The organism is Planktotalea sp. (assembly GCF_039984035.1).
Lineage (GTDB): Bacteria > Pseudomonadota > Alphaproteobacteria > Rhodobacterales > Rhodobacteraceae > Planktotalea.
The window spans coordinates 1-4,036 of record NZ_JBDWVM010000063.1 but is presented as its reverse complement, the minus strand read 5'-3'; the positions used below and the strand labels follow the sequence as shown (position 1 = coordinate 4,036).

Sequence of the window (4,036 nt, the reverse complement as noted above, 5' to 3'; positions counted from 1 at the left end):
TCATTGAACGTCAGAACATGTTCTTTGTCGCAACGGCGGCGCCCACGGGGCGGGTGAACCTGTCGCCAAAGGGATTGGAGTCCCTGCGTATCTTATCGGATCAACGCATTGTTTGGCTGAGCCTGTCGGGCAGTGGCAATGAAACGGCGGCGCATGTTTTGCAAGATCCACGCATGACGTTGATGTTTTGCGCCTTTGAGGGAGAGCCATTGATCCTGCGCACCTACGGCAATGCGCGTGTTTTGCATCCGCGCGACGGGGAGTGGGATGAATATTATGCGCTGTTTCCTGACTTCGCGGGCGCGCGGAACATCTATGTTTTGGATATTGATCTGGTGACCACGTCCTGCGGAACCGGGGTGCCGGAGATGTCGATGGTGCGTTCGCGCGGGGAGACGGATTTGGTGCCGTGGTATGATGATCTGGGCGAAGAGGGTGTTCAGGCGTTTTGGGAAAAGAAGAATACCAAGAGCCTTGATGGGTTTGATACCGAGATTTTTGGGCCGAGCTCGCCGCGCGATTAACCTTCGCAGATGGTTTGCAAACGCACCCATGAGGAGTCGGGCAAAACGGTGCTGGACGTTGTGCCCGCAAGCGGATCGCTTTCGATGATGGGCAGCGTGGTTTCACCGGTCACATCCACCGCATAGGCGTAGGGTGTGCTGGGCACGGATTGCTGCGAGAAGCGATCCAAGAGCGGATCGATGGCAACGGGCAGGGGCGTTTCCGTCAGCAGGCGCTTGGCGTGGGCTTCAATCGCGTCCTTGGGGAGTTCGCTGGTGGTGAGCAATCGCAATGTCGCCATGACGCCCGCGTTCTCAAGGAGATGACGCAGCGGGTCGCGCGCGGCTCTGCGGGTTTGCTCGGCAATGACATAGCCGGCGGCGACATCGGGGCTTTCGTGATCTTCGACAAGCGTGCGGCTGAGCAGGATCACACCGCCGGGCATGTGGATCGCATCCGTGACACCAGCGCGCATGATCGCGAGGTAGCTGGGGGCGTCATCCATCGTGAGGCGTCGGGTGAGCTCAACTAAAGCCGAGCGTGCGACGGGGTTGCTACAGGGCGCGCCAGTTGCGCCCTGCATTTCAGTCAGGAGGTCGTTGCCGATCTCTGCGCGCTTGACGCTTGGCACGACTTTGAGCGCTTGATCGACCAAAGCATCGGGCAGCAAAAGGACAGCGGCGGCTGCGGCGGCGGCAAAAACGCCAAAGGTCAGGACCCCGCGCAGTCGGCCGGAACGAGGGCGCGTGCGCTCCACCGCTTTGCGCAGCTTTTCGATGGCGCGGATCATTTCGTCCTCATCCGCGGCGATCTCTAGCGTTTCGGTTGGATCGCCCTCGGGATGGAACAGCGCGGGGCGTTTGCCTAGGTTGGAGCGGGCAATCGCGGCTAAGGACCAATGCGCCAAAGCTTGATCGCGCATGTCTTTGATCGTGAGGGTCGCATCGCCAATGCTGACAATAACATCCACGCGCTGTTGATCGGGCGCAGCGCGCCAGAGGCCTGCGGCCTCAAGTCGATCATATTTTGTTAGCGCTGTCATCGTGGGCGTTTCTGCTCTGCCTCATTTAGAGGCACCATAACACGTCCAAACCAGCGCGGGCAATCATCATGGGCTTTGGTTTACGTTTGTAGACTCTTGCGTAATTCAAACTTTTGAATCTTACCCGTCGAGGTTTTTGGCAGCTCTTGGAAGATCACAGCCTTGGGCGTTTTGAAACCAGCGAGGCTTTTGCGTGCGAAGGCGATGATTTCGGCTTCAGTCACCGATGCGCCAGGCAGGAGTTCGACGAAGGCGCAAGGCACTTCGCCCCATTTGTCGTCGGGCTTGGCGACCACTGCGCAAAGGGACACGGCAGGGTGGCCCATGAGCGTGCCTTCGACCTCGACCGAGGAAATGTTTTCGCCGCCAGAGATGATGATGTCCTTGGCGCGGTCTGCGATTTGGATGTGGTTGTCAGGGTGCTGGATCGCCAAATCGCCGGAATGGAAATAGCCGCCAGCGAATGCCTCTTCCGTAGCTTGTGGATTTTTCAGATAGCCCTTCATGACAGAGTTGCCACGGATCATAATCTCGCCCTGCTCCGTGCCGTTCTTTTCGACCTGCTGCATGTCGGGGGTCATGACGGTGATGTCTTCCATCATCGGCATTGCAACGCCTTGGCGGGCCTTGATCGCGGCGCGTTCGCTTTGCTCAAGGGTATCCCAAGACGCACTATCCCAAAGGCACTCGGTGACGTGACCATAGGTTTCGGTCAGCCCGTAGACTTGGGTGATGTGGAAGCCCATGTCTTCGATCCTAGCGAGGGTTGCTGGGGCAGGGGGCGCGCCGGCGGTAAAGACCTCGACCGTGTGGTCAAAGGCGCGTTGATCGCTGGCGTCAGAGTTTACCAACATGTTGAGAACGATCGGAGCGCCGCCGAAGTGTGTGACGCCCTCATCCGCGATGGCGTCATAGATTGCTTTGGCGGTGATGTCGCGGCAACACACGAGCGTGCCGCCAAGCATTGGCATCATCCATGTGTGGTTCCAACCGTTGCAGTGAAAGAGCGGCACGATGGTGAGATACACAGGCGCGAGCGTAAGTTGCCAGCTGACGACGGTGCCCATCGTCATGAGATACGCGCCGCGGTGATGGCAGACAACGCCCTTGGGCTTGCCTGTGGTGCCAGAGGTATAGTTGAGCGACAGGCTTTCCCATTCGTCCTGCGGCATTTGCCATTGGTAGTTCGGATCGCCGCGTTCCAGCAGCGCATCGTAGGTCATGTGGCGCCCTGTGGCGGTGAAACCTGCGGCAGGATCAGGCACCTCGACGAGGGTTGGTTTTGCGCCTTCTATGGTGTCGAGCACCGCTTCGACAACAGGCAGGAATTGGGTATCGACGAGGACAACCTTTGCCTCGCCGTGATCAAAGATGTAGGAGACCGTGCCAACATCCAAACGGGTGTTCACCGTGTTCAGCACCGCTCCGCAAGCTGGCACGCCAAAATGTGCCTCCGCTTGGGCGGGGATGTTTGGCAGGAGCGTTGCAACCACATCGCCAGAAGCAACTCCGAGGGTTTCCAGACCAGACGCAAGGCGCGAGCAGCGCGCATGGTAGTCGCGGTAGTTCAAGCGATGATCGCCATAGACCACGGCCAGTTTTTCGGGAAAGACCTTAGCCGCGCGTTGCAAATGGGACAGGGGCGTCAATGCGCTAAAGTTCGCAGCACGCTTGTCTAAACCTGATTCATCCTTCATCCATCCCATAGCGCGTGTGCCTCCCCTTAATTTGCCTCGCGAATTTACGGCAAATTGGCAGTCCCAGCGAAAGATTGAAAGAACAATGACGCACAATCCAAGACAAGCAGCGACATTCATGGTGCTTGCGATGCTGATTATTGGCTTGATCGACAATTACATCGCTGTGATCGCACGGGATGTAAGCTTATGGCAGTTCCAATTCTTGCGCGCCTGTATGGCTTTGCCCTTGCTTGGGTTGGTCGCCTTTTTCGGCTTTGCCTCGCTGCGTCCAATTCGCCTTTGGGCGATTGTGCTGCGAAACGGGCTGATCGCGGTGGGCATGTTGTTCTATTTTGCCGCTTTGGCGTTTCTGCCGATTGCGCAGGCTTTGGCGGGGCTTTTTACTGCGCCCATCTTTGTGCTGTTGATCTCGGTATTTGCTTTTGGCGATAAGGTCGGCCCCGTGCGCATTGGTGCGGTCCTGCTTGGGTTTGTGGGGATCATTGTTGTGCTTGGACCAGGCGGCGATGACGCTTTGACGTTCATACATATCTTGCCGGTTTTTGGCGGTTTCTTTTATGCGATGGGATCGGTTGCCACCCAGCGCCTCTGCGCAGGGGAAAGCACGGTCGCGATGTTGGCGGGGCTGTTCAGTATTCAGGGGCTGATCGGGCTCTGCGTTCTTGGCGGTTTGGCCCTCTGGGGGCCTGTCGCGCCAGAGGGTACAGATGGCTTCCTGACGCGGGGCCTGATTTGGCCGAGCGATTTGACGTGGGGCTTGATCGCGGTGCAAGCGGTTGGATCGCTAATT

4 protein-coding genes are annotated in these 4,036 nt (G+C 58.1%); 2 read left to right on the top strand and 2 right to left on the bottom strand.

The features are described 5' to 3' along the window. The first annotated feature begins 2 nt into the window (after positions 1–2). Positions 3–524 carry a pyridoxamine 5'-phosphate oxidase family protein gene (locus ABJQ89_RS02800; protein ID WP_348494751.1) on the top strand — a complete coding sequence of 174 codons (522 nt, stop codon included), beginning with the start codon at positions 3–5 and terminating at the stop codon, positions 522–524. Here ABJQ89_RS02800 and ABJQ89_RS02795 read toward each other — a convergent pair. Together ABJQ89_RS02795 and ABJQ89_RS02790 are read right to left on the bottom strand one after the other, a co-directional pair. Further along, positions 521–1,546: a hypothetical protein gene (locus tag ABJQ89_RS02795; protein ID WP_348494750.1), complete on the bottom strand. Its 1,026-nt coding sequence runs from the start codon at positions 1,544–1,546 to the stop codon at positions 521–523. The genes ABJQ89_RS02800 and ABJQ89_RS02795 overlap by 4 nt on opposite strands. 80 nt (positions 1,547–1,626) lie before the next feature. Then, complete coding sequence (locus tag ABJQ89_RS02790; RefSeq protein WP_348494749.1) at positions 1,627–3,252, bottom strand: AMP-binding protein; 1,626 nt, start codon at positions 3,250–3,252, stop codon at positions 1,627–1,629. Positions 3,253–3,328: 76 nt separating this feature from the next. On the opposite strand from ABJQ89_RS02790, the gene ABJQ89_RS02785 reads away from it, so the two are divergent. After that, positions 3,329–4,036 (top strand): DMT family transporter (locus ABJQ89_RS02785; protein WP_348494748.1); only part of this gene is annotated, 708 nt, incomplete at its 3' end.

Excerpts from the sequence above, each read along its gene's own strand:
- ABJQ89_RS02795 (WP_348494750.1), bottom strand. The coding sequence starts at position 1,546 with ATGACAGCGCTAACAAAATATGATCGACTTGAGGCCGCAGGCCTCTGG.
- ABJQ89_RS02790 (WP_348494749.1), bottom strand. The coding sequence starts at position 3,252 with ATGGGATGGATGAAGGATGAATCAGGTTTAGACAAGCGTGCTGCGAAC.